This is a genomic window from Pseudomonadota bacterium, assembly GCA_018817425.1.
Lineage (GTDB): Bacteria > Desulfobacterota > Desulfobacteria > Desulfobacterales > RPRI01 > RPRI01.
The window spans coordinates 32,615-49,703 of record JAHITX010000001.1 but is presented as its reverse complement, the minus strand read 5'-3'; the positions used below and the strand labels follow the sequence as shown (position 1 = coordinate 49,703).

Genomic DNA, 17,089 nt, shown 5'->3' with positions numbered 1-17,089 from the left:
CCAGGGAGATCTTTCAGGATGCTAAAAGCCTCAATAAATAATTTAGGGCCATTAGGAAAAAATTCCTTGATTCCTCGAATAATTACTTTTTTTCCATTTGTCGGCAAAGGGAAACGCCATATTTTGAAATTGGTTGTTCTTCTTGTTCTTCTTGGATTTTATAATTTCGGCTGTGCTTTGCATAAAGACGTTCTAACGCTTGATAACCGTGTAGGACAACTAAGGCTGCGGGTTGTAACTTTAGAAAACCAGACTTCCCAGCTTAACTCCAAAACGGATGGACTAAAAAAGAAAACGGAAGAGATTAAAGATATCGAATCCGAAAAAGAAAATAAAATCAGAGGACAAGCAGCCGAACAATATGCCGATATCCAAAGGCATACTGAAGAAATTCAGATATTAAATGGAAGAGTAGAGGTGCTTGAGCACCTTTTAAACCAAAAATTAAATGCGCTCGAAGAAACCGCTAAAATAGCTGAGAGCAGACTTGCCAAGGTTGAACAGACTACGGAAGCATCTGCTAATAAGCTTAAGCAACTTGATCAATATTTGAGTTTAGAAGGAAAAGAAAAAACAACACTTGCCGGGCAGACCGACACAACGGAGAACACAAAGCAGGAAATTCCTGAAAACGAGATGTATGCTTCCGCCCTTAAGTTGTATGATAAGGAGAAATATGCAGCAGCCCGTGAACAATTGCAGGAAATGCTGAAAAAATATCCGAATTCCGATATAGCTGATAATTGCCAGTTCTGGATTGGTGAAAGCTATTACAGGGAAAAATGGTATGAAAAAGCCATTGGTGAATATCAGAAAGTTATAGAGAAATACCCAAAAGGCAATAAAATGAAGGCTTCATTGCTAAAGCAGGGTCTTTCCTTTTACAATATTGGAGATAAAAAGACTTCAAAACTCATTTTAAACCAACTTGTAGAAAAATTTCCTGATTCAATTGAAGCCAAAACAGCTGAAAGCAAGCTGAAAGGATTTTAAAATAATGAGCCACTTTTAAAACATTTCAGTTTGGTCAAGCTCAAGGCGGGAGAAAATTTCAACAGCAGTAATACATTGAGTATTTCGAGGATTTAAATTTGAGCCCAATGCAGAGATCGGCCAAAATGGGGCGTTTTGAAACTGGCTCGAATAATTTTGGTTTTAATCCTTAAAGAGCAAAAGATGATAAAGGTCATCGGTATAGATCCTGGCCTGGCTTCAACGGGTGTGGGAATTATCTGTGGGACAGGGCTTAAAATCCAAAGATATTCTTTCGGAAGTATAAACACGTCAAAAAATCAGGCTCTTCCCGAGCGTCTTAACCATATTTTTTCAAAAGTCCTTTCACTTCTAAAAGATGAAAAGCCTGATCTAATGGTATTAGAAGATGTATTTTCCCTTGATGCCTATCCTAAATCAGGTATAAGCCTTGGCAAGGTTACAGGTGTTATTCTTCTGTCGGCATGCCATGCCGGGATATCGGCAACCGAGGTTGCTGTGAGGGAAGTCAAGCATGTTTTAACAGGTAATGGTAATGCAAACAAGCAACAGCTTGAGCTTACCGTGAGGAATTTATTGAAATTAAATACCCCCATTAGACCCTTTCATGCTTCCGATGCAATTGCTCTGGCTCTATTAGGTCTTTTCCGTTATAATAACAACAACAGGTAAAACTTTAAATTTAAACTCTTTCGGAGAAGAATTTAGTGATAGGATACTTAGAAGGAAAATTATTAAAAAAAGAAAGCGAGCGCATACTTTTGCTCGTAAATCATATAGGATATGAAATACTGCTTCCGGCGATTGTAATGGAGACTCTAAATACAAGGTCAGTTGGAGACGAAATAACTCTATATATTTATTATCATCAATCGGAAAAGCAGCCAAAACCTGTATTGATAGGGTTTAATCTTGAAATCGAAAAGGAATTTTTTCAATATTTCATTTCTGTTGAAGATATAGGACCGTTAAAAGCTGTAAAAGCTCTTACCATGTCCGTACGTGATATTGCAAGAGCTATAGAATCAAAAGATGCTGCAACACTAAAGCAGCTTAAAGGAATCGGAAACAGAACAGCCCAAAAAATTATAGCAACGCTTGAAGGAAAGTTAAACAAGTTCGCCCTGATAAGAAAATCGGAGCAACCATATGATGATGATTCTGTTTCAGAAGATTTTGGACAAACAGTCATTGATCTTCTTGTTTCCCAGCTTGGTTATAAACCTGGCGAAGCAAAGACGATGGTTGTGCAAGCTTTGAAAAGAAACAAATTTATAACAAGCCCTGAGGATCTCCTTGAAGAAGTATATCGTGGAGAAAGAGCCTGATGAGCAATGATATTCTGACACATTCTTCGGAAGATAATGAAATACTTTCCGGTTCCTGCCTTTCTGTTGACACAGAACCTGAAATACTTTCCCTGCGTCCGTCATGTATGTCTGATTATATAGGCCAGAGCGAGGTTGTTGAAACGCTTAAAATCGCAATTGAAGCAGCAAAACAGCGCGGTGAGCCTATTGATCATGTTCTTTTACATGGCCCGCCGGGTCTTGGCAAAACAACTCTTGCCCATATTATTGCAAATGAGACGGGCGGTAATCTTACTGTTACATCAGGGCCGGCTCTTGAAAAGGGAGGAGATCTTGTAGGGATTCTTACTCATCTTGAAGAAGGCGATATTCTTTTTATAGACGAGATTCACCGGATTCCTAAGGTGGTTGAAGAATTCATGTATCCTGCAATGGAAGATTTTGCCATAGATTTTGTATTCGACAAAGGAGTGAATGCGCGTAGCCACAAATACCGCTTAAAGCATTTTGTAATGGTTGGAGCAACAACAAGAGTCGGGTTGCTTTCATCACCTTTAAGAGATCGTTTCGGCATATTCAGAACTCTGGATTTTTATACTGAAACGGATCTTATGATAATTGTTTCACGCTCAGCAAATTTACTTAAAGTTAAAATCAAAGAAGATGCCGCATTAGAGCTTTCGCGGCGGTCAAGGGGTACACCGAGAATTGTCAACAGGTTACTAAAGCGTGTAAGAGACTATGCGCAGGTAAGAGGAGACGGTGTAATTACAAAAAAAGCGGTACATGAAGCGCTTGCTCTTGAGGGAGTTGATGAAAAAGGACTTACAAGTCTTGACTGCCGTTATCTTAAAACAGTGATAGAGTATTATAATGGCGGGCCTGTAGGAGTTGAGGCGATTGCAGCCACCCTTCAGGAAGAATCGGATACTCTTGTAGATGTTGTAGAGCCTTTTCTTTTAAAAATCGGTTTTATCATGAGAACTTCTTCCGGCCGAAAAGCATCTGAAGAAGCATATCAGCATTTATATAAAAAGCTGTAATAAATAATCATGCCGGTTATAACTCTTCTTACAGATTTTGGTATCAAAGACGAATATGTGGGCATAATGAAGGGAGTTATTCTTTCCATAAACCCTTCTGCTTCCATTATTGACATCAGCCATTCGATTCTTCCCCATGATATAGTCAACGCTGCATACCTTACAAACTATTGTTACAGATATTTTCCAGAAGGATCAATACATGTTGTTGTGGTTGATCCCGGCGTTGGCAGCAACAGGGCTATTTTTGCAGCAGAAGTTAATGGCCACTATTTTATAGCGCCTGATAATGGTGTATTAAGCCTTTTATTGGAAGAAGAAAAGAACTGTAAGATTGTAAAGCTGGACAAAAATGAATGGTTTTTAAAGCCTGTAAGCAATACTTTTCACGGTCGTGATATTTTCGCACCGATTGCAGCACAATTATCCAAAGGGAAAAGCCTTGAAGAACTCGGCATACCAATAGATCAGAATACAGTCGTTACCGTTAAAATACCAAAACCTGAAATATCAGATAATGGAGAGCTTATAGGTGAAGTTGTGTCAATTGACCGTTTTGGTAATCTTATAACAAATATCGACGCAAAAATACTTGATACATTTACTTCCAATCTGAATAAAAAGGGTTTCCAGATAATTATCGGGAAAAATAGAATAGAGTACTTATCAACAAGCTATTCAAATACATTGGCAGGAAATCCGCTTGCTATTATTGGAAGTCGTGGTTTCCTTGAGATTGCGGTAAACCATGGAAGTGCGGAACATTATTTTAATGCAAAGAAAGTGGGCAAAATACGAATTGTAAAAAAATGATACGCTATTTGTTAGGGTAGTACTAACTATCAAAACGTAGCAGCACCCCAAGTTTTTTTAATATTTCGAAAATAACAATATCGGGGATTTTGTCATAGAATTCCGTATTCCTTATTTTCCAATCAAGACTTTTAACCTGATCGGATAAAACAGCACCTGTTACTTTTAGACCTGAAGGAATATTAACTTCAAAAGGATAACCTTTTATTTGGTTAGTTATCGGACAAAATAAGGCAAGGCCGACTTTACGGTTGTAGGAAATCGGCGACAAAACTATAGCAGGACGCCTTCCCGCTTGCTCATGAACGGCTTGCGGATTCATGTTTATCCAAACGGCATCTCCCCTATCCGGAACATAATCGCTATTTGTTACCATGTTTCTTTCCCCATCGGGGCTCCTGTAACAAATTCGCTGTGAATGTTATTTTCCGAGACACCTTCTAATAGTTCATCGAGCGAATATTCTTTTTTCCCGATCAGAGTAATAATAATCTTTTCCTTGTCGATAGATAAATCTACCGTTTCATTTTGCCTCAGGTTTGCATCAATTGCGAATGATTTGGGAATTCGTAACGCAAGGCTATTTCCCCATTTTTGAATTTTAGTTTGCATGGTACACCTCCATTTAATAAAATCGCGCCTTCTATTATGTGTCTACAATGGATATACATCTAAAGAAATAAAATTGCAATATCTTTTAGGTTGAGTGTTTATAGTTCACTATTCAATGTTTGATAAAGGTGTTCCCCCTTCCTCTGACTTTTTCAGTGAATTTAAAATGGCAAAATAATTGTTGTTAAAAAGTTTGACAAAATAAGAATTGTAAAGAAATGATACACTGCAAAATAAATGGCTCAGAGCAAAAACCCGTCAAAGTTTGATCCTATTCGCCCTATTCGCTGTCAAAAGATTAATATTCCATTGTGTCAAGGGCGCAGGGCGTAACCAAACTTCCTCTATCCGTCTGTTCAATAAAATAGCAAGCGGCCTTTTACTTTCCAATATAGGGTTGAGATAGTAAGTGATTGCAAGTGACATATACTGTACGTATAGCTTCCTGTAAGAGATAAATCGAACACTTTCAATAAAATAGTAGCTTTCTAACGTAAATCGTGATAATAAAACACGAATTCAACCATAGAAGAAAGCATCGGTATTGAACAGAAACTGTTCAATAACTTGTTGGGCAGATCGGGATGGTCTGAGTAGAGAGTAACTCCCATGGTGAGCACAATAGATGGACAGATACAGCAGGGTTAGACTTTATCTGAAGCGGGTGGAATCGTTTTCTGATAGAGCGATATCTCTATTGAAGCGGATGAACCTTGAGAACGGCTTTTCCAAAGAGATAACCGATTTCCAAGGCCGGTTGTTTAGTGCAGGTATCGACGGCGAGGAGGTTTATTATCAGGTAAGCGATTTCAGCTCATCGTTGTCTGAAGAGTATACCTTGCTTATCAATGGAATGTATTCCTCCGTTTTGATATCCCTTTACCACTTGTGGGAACACGATATCAGGGACTTATGCAAACATAAATCGTTGTGGTCACCAGTAAATAAGGGAAGCAATCATGTGGCCGAGCAAGAGATTCAACGCTACAAGTACGCGAATCTAAAGTCCCTTTTGCTGTTCTGGGGGGCTCAGGATTCGACCTTCGATCAGGTGAACCTGCTGCGGTTAGTTGCTAATGCAGCAAAACATGGACGCGGACTTTCGGCGACAGAACTACTGTCAGTGAGCAGAGAGTACTATTGCAAGCTCGCACTATTTTGTGACTTAGACATAGATGAAGCCGGTATCCAGTACGACGAAATAGCGAACCTTTCGATTAATGACATCGAGTATTTCCGAACGGTCTTAAGGAACTTTTGGATGGAATTGGGTGAGCAGGTGAGTGTATGAGACGGTCCAGAACCGGGAATTCGGGGGACAGCTTACTGAATTCCAACAATTAAATGCAACAGATAAACTGGTGATTTTTGCGTTTATGCTCTTAACTCAATATTATAGGAGAAATAATCACAATGAAATCTATTAAATTCACGGTGATATTTTTTTTCATTATACAGGGTTCGGCATTATGTAACGATTTCAACGATACAATTGTCATGAAATTAATATTAACTTCTTTAGCGGTTTCATTTGATGATAATTCAAATTTAGCTGATTTAATAGACAATCAATACAATATGGCAACTATCGAAAATGCCTGGCATGAACTTAAAGACTGTAGGGATGCTGGAAATTCAGAAGATCTAAATATAGCTGCGGCTGAACACTATTTGTTTGCACGCTTGTTGGCATCAGAATACGGTGATACTAATTTATCATATATGCCAAAATGGTATGAGACGTTGAAAAATATTGCATATAAATTCAATATACAAACATTTATACAAGCTTCAGATCAACCAACTTCACCGACAAATATCAATGTCACTCATTGGGGTGAAAAAGGAATTACAAAAGGACTTATAGATTATACTGAAAGAACTGGAATGGCTGCCAGCTCAAAAGGATATGCAATCGCACAATCAATTACGTTTGTTTCATATTTATACTACTCAAAATATTATAATGAGCAAAGTAATAGCATTTGCAGAAGTAATATTGAAAAAGTATTTAAACAAAAACCAGCTGTAATACCGTCAAAACCAGTAAAAAATTTAGGAATAAGCAGCTGATTGATAGGGCGGTGGGGTCTTGGCAAATCGAAATTTTGTATTGCCCTGTCAACTGCTGAACAAACCGTTACTTTCTTTCCTTTAGTAATAAACAGTTTCTGAAGAATCCGGTAGCATTTCTTTGTAGCATTTTAACCCGAAGCTATGCACCGGGTTATTAATGGAAGAAACATATGGTGTCAATGGAGGAGACGCTCAGGTGCCATAGCAATATAACGTCCTGAAATTGCATAGCTTCACTGGAAATGACGTATTCTTGTTTCTTAGGAGGTGAAGCCAGCAATTTAGGCAGTTTGGCGATCTTGAAAAATGTTAATACTGCTTTTTTTATTGAATGCTTCCTGTAACAAAGCGTCTATAAATTTTGACAGGTGTACTTCCTTTCAAATGATAATCCTTATTGACTGAAAGAAACATCCTGACAAATATCTTTGTTTTGCAAGACCCCATTTAGTAATCAACATAATAAGTAGCAATTACGAAATATCTCACTAAAAATTTGACAAAAACTCTAAATTCCTTTACAAATTAACTACTTTTCATACAGATTTTTTCCGGCATCAAATAAAGATATATTACGTATATTAATTATTATGTTCTGAAAAGATTGACGGATAAAATAATAATTTGTTCTAGTAGCTATAGGTTTAGACAGTTATGATATGGATTGATACTCTAGATATAAGAAGTTGGGCAAATCGTAGAGCCTGTCAAGAGGCACTTCCTCAGTTAGTAAGAAAACTTATAAGGGCAACATCACATTCAATTAAAAGTATAAAATTTCCTTCAGGGGATAATGTTTTGATAGGTGGTTGGGATGGAATCCTTGAAGTTACTGAGGAAACCGAATACTTACCATCTGGCATTTCTGTTTGGGAGTTTGGGGCAAATAAAGATCCCAAAGGTAAAGCTGACGATGATTATACAAAGCGAAGTAAAAAACCTCTTGGCTTTAATCCATCAAATTCAACATTTGTTTTTGTAACTCCACGTTTATGGACAAAAAGCAATGAGTGGATTGAAGGAAAAAAGAAAGATAATATTTGGAAAGACATTAAAGTTATAAGTGCAGAATTGCTTGAAGAATGGCTTGAAAATGCACCAACTGTATCAGCATGGTTAGCTATAAAACACTTAGGTAAATACCCCTCGGAAGGAATACAGCCGACTGAAGACTTTTGGGAAGAATGGTCAAGTGGCCCACAAATTAAATTAAACCCACAATTATTGATTAGTGGGAGAAAGAAAGATTCGGATACATTATTTGAGTTTACTTCGATATCCTCTGTTACAGCAGTGCAAGGAGCTTCGCGAGAAGAAGCATTAGCATTTATTATCTCATGTTTCATAAATGACCCATCGAAAGAAGAAGATTTTTTTGCCAGAAGTCTTATCGTTGATAATCCTGAAACATTCCGCCAACTATCTGTCCATGACAACCCATTGATTCTTATCCCAAGATTTGATGATACAGGAGTAATTAATCGAGCGATTGTAAAAGGGCATACTGTAATTTCACCGATTGGTGCAGATTCAACGGATAGCTGGAGCAATAAAATTATTCTCCCAAAATTAGATAGAGATTCTTTTATTGAATCACTCGTTGGATCAGGTATTTCAAAAGAGCTTGCGGAAAAATATTCTAAAGAATCAGCAAGAAATATTACGATATTAAGAAGACAACTTGAATTCGTAAGAAATTCACCTGAATGGGCGAAAGCAGATAATGTTAGAGAAATAATACCTGCTTTAATCGCTGGAAGATGGGATGAAAATTACGAGCAAGACAGAAATGTTATTTCGCGTTTTTCTGGCGAATCTTATGAAGATTATATACGAAAACTGAAAAGATGGGTATACACTCCAGATTCACCGATTGTACAAATTGGTAGTAGTTGGCGACTTACATCCCCTTTAGATTCATGGGTAAACGCATCGCGTTATTTGACAAGGAAGGATTTTGAACTACTCCACATATCTTTTCTTGAAATCATGAGTGAAATAGATCCAGCCTTTGATCTAAAACCTGAAGAAAGGTATATGGCTTCAATTCATGGAAAAACGAGACAATATTCTGGGTGGATAAGAGAGGGAATAGTTCAATCTTTAATATTAGTATCCGTATTTGGTGACAAGCTAAAACTCGATTTACCTTTAAATGGTCAGCTTTGGGTTGATAGAATTATTGCGGAATTGTTAAATGCTGATGATTCATTATTGTGGAAGTCTATTGAAAGAAAACTGCCGTTGTTAGCTGAAGCTTCACCTACTGAATTTCTAAATGCGGTGGAAAAATATTTAGCTATTGATAATTCACCAATAGTAGCTTTGTTTGACGAAGAGCCTGGTTTTCTCACGCCAATCAGCCATCATACAGGATTATTATGGGCTTTAGAAAATATTGCATGGCTACCCGAATATTTATCAAGAGCAGCCATAATTTTATCGAGGCTTTCAGTAATTGACCCCGGTGGCAAATTGTTAAATCGCCCAATAAACAGTTTGACAGAAATTTTTAAACCTTGGCATTATCAAACACTTGCTAATCTTGAAGAGAGAATTGAAGTTTTAAAATTAATATCAGAGAAGGAAAAGGAAATTGCATGGACCTTGTTATGTAGTTTGTTACCCCGCTACCATGGAATTGGACATCCCACACACAAAATGAGATGGCGAATATTTAATCAAAGCTTAGAGATGCCAATTACATATAAAGAAATTTGGGATACTCATACAGCTGTTGTCGAAATAATATTATCAATTTTTAACAACAGTGAAACTGAACTTTCTCAGTTAATTGATGAATCTGTTAATTTAAGTCCTAATGATAGAGACAAGCTTTTGTCATTTATAGAATCTATCTTAGTCAAAGTTACCCAAGCAAATTATTCTGCATGGCATACTTTAAGAAAATTATTATCGAAACATCGCTCGTATCCAGATGCAGAGTGGTCACTTCCCGAAGCAGAATTAATTCGTTATGAGAAACTATATTGGGTGTTACAGCCTGAGGACGAAATAAACAAATCAATTTGGATGTTTGATGATTATAGACCGGATTTCCCAGAAGGTTCTGTGTACAAAAAAGTATCACATGATGAACAACGGAAAGTGATAAATGTAAGAAGAAAAGAAGGACTTAATAATATTTACAAGAACTTCGGTATTGCTAAAATTAAAGAGTTAATTTCCTTAATAAAGCAGCCATGGATCTTTGGTGATACATTGGCATATATCATCATAGATGAAGTTGAAGTCCTTTCTCTATGCGAATTCCTTAATAAAGAAAGTGATGAAATTAGATTTGTTCACAGTTTCATTTTTAGAAAATCAATACTTGAAGGAATTAATTGGGTATTTGATTTGTATAAGAAATTGAAACAGCAAGGTTTAAACAATAAATCATTGGCTCAACTATTTATTCCGCTTGATCAGAATAAGGACCTTTGGGATTTTATAGATACAACAGATAGTTCAATTAGAGAGGAATATTGGTTAAATGTTCTGCCACATTTTTACCATATCAGTGCAGATGAAAAGGTAATCGGTCTTAAATACCTTATAGAATATAAAAGATACTATAGCGCAATTGATATATGTTCTCACTTTGCAAAAGAAATTCCTTCAAATTTAATTGTTGAGATACTGGAAAAGGCTGGAACAGAGCGTGCTAATGAAAATATTCGTATTGATGGCTATGATGTAAATCAACTTTTTGAGGCCCTTGATGGAAGCGAGGAGATAGAACCTCAAACGCTTATTAAGATAGAATGGTTATATCTTCCCGTTTTAGTATCTTGCGATAATGAAAGAAGCCCCAAATTATTACATGGGGAACTCTCTAAAAGCCCTGACTTCTTCATCGAAGTGTTAAATTGGATTTACACACCCGATAATGATGAATTAGTTAATACTGATATTAAAGATTTGTCGGATGAACAAATAAAAAATAGAGCAAAGCAAGCATATGAATTATTACTTACTTGGAAACAAATACCTGGCGTTAATGAATCAGGTAAAATTGATTCTGAATTTTTAAACAGTTGGGTAAAAAGAGTAAGAAAGTTGGCTGGTGAATGTGGTCGCATTGAGGTTGCGGACATGCATATTGGACAAGTATTAGCGCAGTCTCCTAAAAAAGAGGATAATTGGCCGCCAGATGAAATCTGTTTCATAATTGAAAGTATCAATACAGATAATATTAAAGATAATTTTGTATGTGCGGTTTTTAACCAAAGAGGCACTGTTACCAAATCACCATTTGAAGGTGGTGAACAGGAAAGAAAACTTGCTAAATATTTTAATAACCTTGCTACAAATCATAAAAACAAATTCCCCATAGTTGCTTCTGTGTTAGTCAATATTTCGAAATCTTATGAACAGGATGCAAAACGAGAAGATGAAAGAGCTGAAAAACGAGAATTGGAATACTGAAGTTAATCAAGGTTAAAGCAATGCTCATCGAGTGAGCCGCAATAATACGGCTAAAAAATCGATATCAAACAGGATAGAGGAAAATTGAAATGGTTATGCTCCATTTCAATAGGAAATCTTCAATTACTGATCCAAGATACTTTTAACTCTTTGTAGATACCGTTCTTGTCAAACGAAAACTGGCTTATAATTTGGGTCATACTCTTTCCCGGATTTGAGAACTCCAAAAATAACGTGAACCAGTTTCCGCATAATCGCACAGATAATAACTTTACCATTCTTGCCTTTATCTTTTAGACGATTATAAAAAGCAATCATAACGGGATTACACTGGAGTGACACCAATGCAGGCATATAAAGGGCTTTCCTGAGCCGTACATGACCAATCTTGCATAGCCTGGGTTTGCCTTTAATAGATGTTCCCGATTGAGTTTCCTTTGGCGCAAGCCCGATAAATGCCACCAGTTCCCGAACGTGGTTGAATTTATCCAGATTATCTAATTCTGTAAGGATGACAGAAATAGTTACCTTGCCAATTCCGGGAATAGAATCCAGCAAATCCTTATTCCGTTTAAGATTCGGATCTTGTTCAATCAACCCGGCTATTTGTTGCCTGATTTTTTTAATTTCTTGATCCAAATAAGCGATATGCTCCTTGATCAAATGAATGACAGATTCATGCGCCGTACCGATCCGATTCTTTTCCTGACTTCGCATAACGATCAGGCTATCAACCCTTCTGACTATAGCTCGCAGAGACCTGATTTCAGGTGTTGGAGGAATCCAGGTGTCGGGCTTCATGGCCAGACAGAACCGGGCAATGATGCCAGCATCAATCTTGTCATTTTTTGTACGAATCAATTCACTCTGGGCAAATCCTTTGATTCTGACAGGATTGACAATACTAACATTATGTCCTGCTTCATGAAGAAAAATGGCCAAAGCTTCTCCATAATTGCCCGTGGCTTCCAGGCAGGCATGAACCTTCTGAATTCCATACTTATCAAGCCAAACCATCAAGGTCTCAAAACCTTCCGTCGAATTCTTACAACTTTTATGCATTATTTTCGCATCTAAAACCAGTGCTGCATCAAATTTCTGTTTTGCAATATCTATCCCAAGAACCGATACTGACATATAAACACCTCTCTTTAAATTAGAAATATCTACCTTGGTAAAAAAGCTTCGTCCGAATCAACCTTGCAAGTACAAACTCATTCCCATTTGGGACGGTTTATGATACCGTACGAGTTACTGAACAAAGCAGTGGGAAGAGGATCTAATCTACAAAACATGCTTTCTGGCATCAGGTGAAATACAGATTCTCTCCTCCCATTTTACCCCGGCGTCCCGGGATGTTTTATAACATTTATTAATCCATAAGAACACAAGGTGTTATACAACAATTAAAGAAAGAGGAAATATCAGGGGTACATTATATAAAAGCCGGTAAGCATTTGATTACCAGCTTTTATCATTTCTGATTTATCAAAAATCTTGTAAAGTCTAAGAGCTCTCTGGTTGGTACGGCTGGATTTGAACCAGCGACCCCAGCGTCCCAAACGCTGGGGTCAATAAGTCTATGGTCGGATAGAAGGCATTGTCAAACGGGTTCTGAAAAATAATTACAAATCACCGGATGTAACAGCCGAAAGATATTCTGAAAAATCTATATCTATATTTATATTTTTAAAATTTTCAAATGTTACATCGGAAAAAGAGAGGTTAAGGGAATTTTTTATTGTTTCGAATATTTCAAGGTAGTTAAAAAGTATGCGGTTTTTCCAGTCTAATCCTAGCAGGGTTGTATATCTTATAATTTCTTCACCGCTTCCTTCGATTTCAAGAAAATCTCCGTAAGGCATTTTATCAATACAAAAGACAGTGTCTCCAATCGTAAGAGTTTCACGCCATTTTTCATATATTTGCTGTTTTGCTAAACCAAGGAGTTCTATGATTTGGCACGTTGTGGAAAAGTCGCTTACTTCAATTTCATACTCTTTTAAAGTTTTAAAGCGGCTGTCTTTGATTTCAGGCTGTGATTTGAATGTTAGAGTGGCTTTTTCATCCTTGCGTACTCTTAGCAGGGATTTATTTTTAAACAGGGTTTTATTTTTGTCATCAAATCTGACATTTATTTCAAAAAGATTTTTCCCTGCGCAAGCGCCAAGTGAGATAAGTTTATCCCGCAGAGCATTTATGTCGGTAATATAATATTTTACTTCAGTTTCAAGCTGTTCCAATTTATCAGTTTAATCCTTTTTTTTTGCCCTTACAATTACAGAAGAAATCGATTGTCCTTCATTAAGACGCAGCCACTGGTCGCCGATTATATTGCCGATATGCTCAACAGCCCAAGCCGGTGTCTGGCCAAAAAAAATGCACAAATAATCACCATTATTGGTATATGCGATTCCTCCGGGAGGAATTTTTGGTACCGGATTTTCCTCTCCAAGGTCTGTTCCTATAGATCCGTAAAGTTCTTTGCCCCATTGCATAAGGCTTACTGTATATGGCAGATTTTCTGAAAATTTTCTCGCTATTGCGGTATCAAACAGATCCGCTTCAAGAATAAATAGTCCAAAATCAAGCTCAATTTGTTTATTGAACATAAATAATCTCCGTACATACTTTATTTATAAGATACCACTTAAATATAATTTAATTTTTACATATTTAGCATATAATTTAAATAAATCAATGATTCTGCCCAGTTTAAAAATTTAAAAACAATAAAAAATACATCACTAATGTGCGCCAAAGGACGCAGGGTTTTTTCCATTCAAAAATATTCAGGGTTACTTTCTTAAACTCTTGTTGATAAATAATTGAAAATCATATAGATTAAATCCAATATTAAAGTCACTTGACATAAAATTTTATCAAAACAATATAAAAGGGCATAAACACATATTTATATTGACAAAATATTTTAGTAGAATATTATTAGTATTTTTCAAAATAAGGTAATTTGATTTTTCGGGAGGGTAAAATGTACGCTATATTTAATACGGGCGGAAAGCAATATAGGGTTGAGGAAGGCGAAACGTTCAGACTGGAAAAAATCCCAGGTGATATTGGCTCAACCATTTCATTTGATAAGGTTTTGATGTCTTCGGATGGAGAAACGGTAAAGGTGGGACAACCTTTTGTTGAAAACGCTGCTGTTGTCGGAAAGATTGTTGAACAGGACAAGGCAAAAAAAATTCTTGTTTTCAAATTCAAAAGGCGCAAAGGATATCGCCGTAAACAGGGACATCGTCAACCATATACGGCTGTTAAAATTGAGAGCATAACGGTATAGTTTATATTTGTAAAATCAGTTCTATACCGCGAAGTATCATAAAATAAATGAATACAAAACCGACTTGGTTGAAATTCATATTTTGTCTTTACAGGAGTTATTAAAATGGCACACAAGAAGGCGGGCGGCAGCTCAAGAAACGGCCGCGACAGTAATGGGCAAAGGCGCGGGGTTAAATGCTACGGCGGAACAAAAGTTACAGCCGGAAGTATTATTATCCGCCAGTTGGGAACAAGGATCTATCCAGGCAATAATGTCGGCATGGGAAGGGATTACACATTATTTGCCAAGATAGACGGAGTTGTTAAATTTGAAGAATTCGGCAAGTCGCGTAAAAAAGCCAGCGTATATGCAGAGTGAAATTTATAGATGAAGCAATTATTACTATTCAGTCCGGAAATGGAGGAAAAGGCTGTGTAAGTTTCCGGAGGGAAAAATTTATACCGCGTGGAGGCCCGGACGGCGGAGACGGCGGAAAGGGCGGCGATGTTGTTTTAAAGACAACATCGCAAAAACGCACCCTTTATGATTTTAAGTTTAAAAAAGTATTTAAAGCAGAAAACGGCGGGCACGGAGAAGGAAATCAAAGATCCGGGAAAAAAGGAAAAGACCTGATTGTTGAACTTCCTCCCGGTACAGTATTAATTGATACAGACACAGGTCTTATTCTAAAAGATTTAGTCGAACCCGATAAAGCTTTTGCTATTGCAGTTGGAGGCAGAGGTGGACAGGGCAATAAAAAGTTTGCCTCATCAACTCACCGTGCACCACGCTTTGCCCAACCGGGCGAAGAAGGCCAAACCCTAAATATAAAGCTCGAGCTTAAACTTATTGCCGATGTTGGAATTGTAGGACTTCCCAATGCAGGCAAGTCAACGCTTATCAGTGTTATTTCCTCAGCACGCCCCAAAATAGCCGATTACCCTTTTACTACACTTGCACCGGCTCTTGGAGTAGTCAAGGTCGAACAAGAAGAGCCGTTCGTGGTGGCTGATATTCCCGGCCTGATAGAAGGCGCTCACAAAGGCACAGGGCTCGGCATACAATTTCTAAAACATGTTGAACGTACACATATTCTCATTCACTTAATTGATGTATCTGCCATAAGTATAGACAATCCCCTATATGGTTATGATATAATTAATAAAGAACTTGCCTCATACAGTAAAACTCTTGCCGAAAAGCCTCAGTTGGTGGTATTAAACAAATTGGATATTACAGGAGCGAAAGAGTCTGCCGATATTTTTATTAAAGCAGCCAAAAACGTGAAGGTATTAACCATATCTGCCGCAACCGGCAAAGGCATAGACGAGCTTAAAAAAAAGATTCTGCAATTACTGGAAAAGCATTAATTTTATGAAAGATGGTTATAAATTGATGATTACTTCTTTAAAAAAAGTTGTTGTTAAAATAGGAAGTAATGTTCTAACCCAGGATCATGGCCTGAATTTAAAAGTCATCGACTCGATAAGCAGGCAAATAAGCAAACTGATGGACAAAAAAATGGAAGTAATTCTTGTTTCTTCAGGAGCCATGGCATCGGGAACAAAAAAAATCGGTCTTGCGAAAAGGCCTGATGAAATACCAAAAAGGCAGGCTGTGGCCGCAGTGGGACAGGCCGGGCTTATCATGGAATATGAAAAAGCTTTTGAGCGTTTTGACAAAAAAGTTGCCCAGATACTTCTTACAAGCGATGATCTTTCAAACAGAAAGCGATATTTAAACGCGCGAAATACAATATATACGCTTTTATCGTGGAAAGTTGTTCCTGTAATAAACGAAAATGATACTGTTGTTGTTGATGAGATCAAATTCGGTGACAATGACAATCTTGCCGCTATGATAGCCCTTCTTCTGGATGCCGACATTCTGATAACTCTTACAGATATTGATGGACTTTATGATAAAGACCCACGAAACAATCCGAACGCAAAACTAATTCCTGTTGTTGAGAGTATTACCAAGAGTATAGAAAAAATGGCCTGCAACATTGCCGGTCCGCTTGGAACCGGAGGGATGTTTACTAAAATCATGGCTGCAAAAAAGGTTACAGCGGCAGGAATTCCCATGATTATAGCAAAAGGTGAAAAACCCGATATTCTTACCCGGATTTTTGCAGGTGAAGAACATGGCACCTTTTTTGTTCCAAAAAAAGAAAGGCTTTCAAGAAAAAAATGCTGGATAGGCTATTCTCTGAAACCTCAGGGCGCGGTTATCATTGATGATGGAGCTGAATCTGCAATTACAAATAAGGGCAAAAGCCTGCTGCCGGGAGGTATCGTCGGTGTGGACGGCGAATTTAAGGAAGGTGCGCCGGTTGAATTTTGTAATTCAAAAAAAGAAGTTCTTGGAGTGGGGCTTGTAAATTACAGCTCAGCTGATATCAAAAAGATTATGGGACTTAAAACCAGCCGTATAAAGGAAAAACTCGGGCATAAGCCTTATGATGAGGTAATACACAGAGATAATCTGGCGCTTACGGCTGAATGCGAATAAACCCAGATATA

Annotated in this window: 17 protein-coding genes; 12 read left to right on the top strand and 5 right to left on the bottom strand. The window is 37.4% G+C overall.

Going from position 1 to position 17,089, the window contains the following annotated elements:
* Positions 1-18 precede the first annotated feature (18 nt).
* From ybgF to KKC46_00220, 5 genes are all read left to right on the top strand, one after another.
* Complete coding sequence (ybgF, locus tag KKC46_00240; protein ID MBU1052242.1) at positions 19-993, top strand: tol-pal system protein YbgF; 975 nt, start codon at positions 19-21, stop codon at positions 991-993.
* A gap of 183 nt (positions 994-1,176) precedes the next feature.
* On the top strand, positions 1,177-1,665 hold the full coding sequence (locus KKC46_00235) for a crossover junction endodeoxyribonuclease RuvC (protein MBU1052241.1): 489 nt from the start codon (positions 1,177-1,179) through the stop codon (positions 1,663-1,665).
* Positions 1,666-1,700: 35 nt separating this feature from the next.
* Positions 1,701-2,321: a Holliday junction DNA helicase RuvA gene (locus KKC46_00230; GenBank protein ID MBU1052240.1), complete on the top strand. Its 621-nt coding sequence runs from the start codon at positions 1,701-1,703 to the stop codon at positions 2,319-2,321.
* On the top strand, positions 2,321-3,346 hold the full coding sequence (gene ruvB / locus KKC46_00225) for a Holliday junction branch migration DNA helicase RuvB (GenBank protein MBU1052239.1): 1,026 nt from the start codon (positions 2,321-2,323) through the stop codon (positions 3,344-3,346). The genes KKC46_00230 and ruvB overlap by 1 nt, the downstream gene beginning before the upstream one ends.
* A 9-nt stretch (positions 3,347-3,355) precedes the next feature.
* A complete protein-coding gene (locus tag KKC46_00220; GenBank protein MBU1052238.1) occupies positions 3,356-4,159 on the top strand; it encodes an SAM-dependent chlorinase/fluorinase in 804 nt (267 codons plus the stop codon).
* A 22-nt stretch (positions 4,160-4,181) separates the two neighbouring features.
* On the opposite strand, the gene mazF is transcribed toward KKC46_00220, so the two are convergent.
* The gene (mazF, locus tag KKC46_00215; GenBank protein MBU1052237.1) at positions 4,182-4,535 is read right to left on the bottom strand and encodes an endoribonuclease MazF; all 354 of its coding nucleotides are present in this window, start codon (positions 4,533-4,535) and stop codon (positions 4,182-4,184) included.
* Positions 4,529-4,771: an AbrB/MazE/SpoVT family DNA-binding domain-containing protein gene (locus KKC46_00210; protein ID MBU1052236.1), complete on the bottom strand. Its 243-nt coding sequence runs from the start codon at positions 4,769-4,771 to the stop codon at positions 4,529-4,531. The genes mazF and KKC46_00210 overlap by 7 nt, the downstream gene beginning before the upstream one ends.
* Before the next feature lie 625 nt (positions 4,772-5,396).
* Between KKC46_00210 and KKC46_00205 the strand changes: the two genes are divergently transcribed.
* From KKC46_00205 to KKC46_00195, 3 genes are all read left to right on the top strand, one after another.
* A complete protein-coding gene (locus tag KKC46_00205) occupies positions 5,397-6,062 on the top strand; it encodes a hypothetical protein (GenBank protein MBU1052235.1) in 666 nt (221 codons plus the stop codon).
* A gap of 122 nt (positions 6,063-6,184) precedes the next feature.
* Positions 6,185-6,844 (top strand): hypothetical protein, encoded by a 660-nt coding sequence (locus tag KKC46_00200; protein MBU1052234.1) that lies wholly within the window; start codon positions 6,185-6,187, stop codon positions 6,842-6,844.
* A gap of 657 nt (positions 6,845-7,501) precedes the next feature.
* Positions 7,502-11,278, top strand: a complete 3,777-nt coding sequence (locus tag KKC46_00195) for a hypothetical protein (GenBank protein MBU1052233.1) — start codon at positions 7,502-7,504, stop codon at positions 11,276-11,278.
* 168 nt (positions 11,279-11,446) lie between these two features.
* On the opposite strand, the gene KKC46_00190 is transcribed toward KKC46_00195, so the two are convergent.
* From KKC46_00190 to KKC46_00180, 3 genes are all read right to left on the bottom strand, one after another.
* Entirely contained in the window at positions 11,447-12,415 is a 969-nt protein-coding gene (locus KKC46_00190; protein ID MBU1052232.1) for an IS110 family transposase, read from the bottom strand.
* Positions 12,416-12,903: 488 nt separating this feature from the next.
* Positions 12,904-13,521 (bottom strand): class IV adenylate cyclase, encoded by a 618-nt coding sequence (locus tag KKC46_00185; protein MBU1052231.1) that lies wholly within the window; start codon positions 13,519-13,521, stop codon positions 12,904-12,906.
* A gap of 9 nt (positions 13,522-13,530) precedes the next feature.
* Positions 13,531-13,890, bottom strand: a complete 360-nt coding sequence (locus KKC46_00180; protein ID MBU1052230.1) for a hypothetical protein — start codon at positions 13,888-13,890, stop codon at positions 13,531-13,533.
* Positions 13,891-14,270: 380 nt separating this feature from the next.
* Between KKC46_00180 and rplU the strand changes: the two genes are divergently transcribed.
* From rplU to proB, 4 genes are all read left to right on the top strand, one after another.
* Positions 14,271-14,582: a 50S ribosomal protein L21 gene (gene rplU, locus KKC46_00175; protein ID MBU1052229.1), complete on the top strand. Its 312-nt coding sequence runs from the start codon at positions 14,271-14,273 to the stop codon at positions 14,580-14,582.
* Between the two features lie 105 nt (positions 14,583-14,687).
* Positions 14,688-14,942: a 50S ribosomal protein L27 gene (gene rpmA / locus KKC46_00170; protein MBU1052228.1), complete on the top strand. Its 255-nt coding sequence runs from the start codon at positions 14,688-14,690 to the stop codon at positions 14,940-14,942.
* Complete coding sequence (gene obgE, locus KKC46_00165; protein ID MBU1052227.1) at positions 14,939-15,934, top strand: GTPase ObgE; 996 nt, start codon at positions 14,939-14,941, stop codon at positions 15,932-15,934. The genes rpmA and obgE overlap by 4 nt, the downstream gene beginning before the upstream one ends.
* A gap of 4 nt (positions 15,935-15,938) precedes the next feature.
* The gene (gene proB / locus KKC46_00160; GenBank protein MBU1052226.1) at positions 15,939-17,078 is read left to right on the top strand and encodes a glutamate 5-kinase; all 1,140 of its coding nucleotides are present in this window, start codon (positions 15,939-15,941) and stop codon (positions 17,076-17,078) included.
* Positions 17,079-17,089 lie beyond the last annotated feature (11 nt).

Bases quoted from the DNA above. Each gene is read 5' to 3' on its own strand.
- KKC46_00205 (MBU1052235.1), top strand. From the start codon at position 5,397: ATGGACAGATACAGCAGGGTTAGACTTTATCTGAAGCGGGTGGAATCG.
- KKC46_00210 (MBU1052236.1), bottom strand. From the start codon at position 4,771: ATGCAAACTAAAATTCAAAAATGGGGAAATAGCCTTGCGTTACGAATT.
- KKC46_00195 (MBU1052233.1), top strand. From the start codon at position 7,502: ATGATATGGATTGATACTCTAGATATAAGAAGTTGGGCAAATCGTAGA.
- rpmA (MBU1052228.1), top strand. From the start codon at position 14,688: ATGGCACACAAGAAGGCGGGCGGCAGCTCAAGAAACGGCCGCGACAGT.
- KKC46_00180 (MBU1052230.1), bottom strand. From the start codon at position 13,890: ATGTTCAATAAACAAATTGAGCTTGATTTTGGACTATTTATTCTTGAA.
- mazF (MBU1052237.1), bottom strand. From the start codon at position 4,535: ATGGTAACAAATAGCGATTATGTTCCGGATAGGGGAGATGCCGTTTGG.
- rplU (MBU1052229.1), top strand. From the start codon at position 14,271: ATGTACGCTATATTTAATACGGGCGGAAAGCAATATAGGGTTGAGGAA.
- KKC46_00200 (MBU1052234.1), top strand. From the start codon at position 6,185: ATGAAATCTATTAAATTCACGGTGATATTTTTTTTCATTATACAGGGT.
- KKC46_00220 (MBU1052238.1), top strand. From the start codon at position 3,356: ATGCCGGTTATAACTCTTCTTACAGATTTTGGTATCAAAGACGAATAT.
- ybgF (MBU1052242.1), top strand. From the start codon at position 19: ATGCTAAAAGCCTCAATAAATAATTTAGGGCCATTAGGAAAAAATTCC.
- ruvB (MBU1052239.1), top strand. From the start codon at position 2,321: ATGAGCAATGATATTCTGACACATTCTTCGGAAGATAATGAAATACTT.
- KKC46_00190 (MBU1052232.1), bottom strand. From the start codon at position 12,415: ATGTCAGTATCGGTTCTTGGGATAGATATTGCAAAACAGAAATTTGAT.
- proB (MBU1052226.1), top strand. From the start codon at position 15,939: ATGAAAGATGGTTATAAATTGATGATTACTTCTTTAAAAAAAGTTGTT.
- KKC46_00235 (MBU1052241.1), top strand. From the start codon at position 1,177: ATGATAAAGGTCATCGGTATAGATCCTGGCCTGGCTTCAACGGGTGTG.